Origin of the sequence: Streptomyces coryli (assembly GCF_011044975.1) — a bacterium.
GTDB lineage: Bacteria > Actinomycetota > Actinomycetes > Streptomycetales > Streptomycetaceae > Streptomyces > Streptomyces coryli.
The window spans coordinates 1-564 of record NZ_JAAKZV010000610.1; the positions used below are offsets into that span (position 1 = coordinate 1).

The window sequence follows — 564 nt, forward strand, 5'->3', positions numbered from 1 at the left end:
GGGCAGGTCCGAAAGATGCGAGCAATCCTTCATGCAGCCAGGTTAGATCGGTGGCGATGAACGCACTTCCGCTGCTCATGCTGGTCGCCGGTTCGACGGCGCTGGCCGGCGCCGCCCGTCGCACCCCCGTGCCCCCGCCGCTGCTGGTCGTCGCCGCCGGGCTCGCGGCCGCGTACGTGCCCGGCGTGCCGGACTACGAGCTCGACCCGCATGTGGTGCTGCCGCTGCTGCTGCCCCCGCTGCTGCACACGGCGGCGCTCGACAGCTCCTACCTGGGGCTGCGCGCCAACAAGCGGGCGGTGGGGCTGCTGTCCATCGGCTACACCCTCTTCGCGGCGGTGTCCGTGGGGCTGATCGCGTACGCGGTGATCCCGGAGCTGCCGCTCACCGCCGCGCTGGTGCTGGGCGCGGTGATCGCGCCGCCGGACGCGGTGGCGGCGACGGCGATCGCGCGGCGGGTGGGGCTGCCGTCGCGGGTGACGACGGTCCTGCAGGGCGAGTCGCTGATCAATGACGCGACCGCCATTACGGCCTTCAAGGTGGCCCTCGCGGCGGCGGTGGTGG

The 564-nt window shown here is 73.2% G+C and carries 1 protein-coding gene; it reads left to right on the plus strand.

Annotated features, from left to right (window positions below; genetic code table 11):
* Positions 1-56 precede the first annotated feature (56 nt).
* Positions 57-564: cation:proton antiporter domain-containing protein (locus G5C51_RS42430; RefSeq protein WP_206314906.1), on the plus strand; the 508-nt coding region annotated here is incomplete at its 3' end.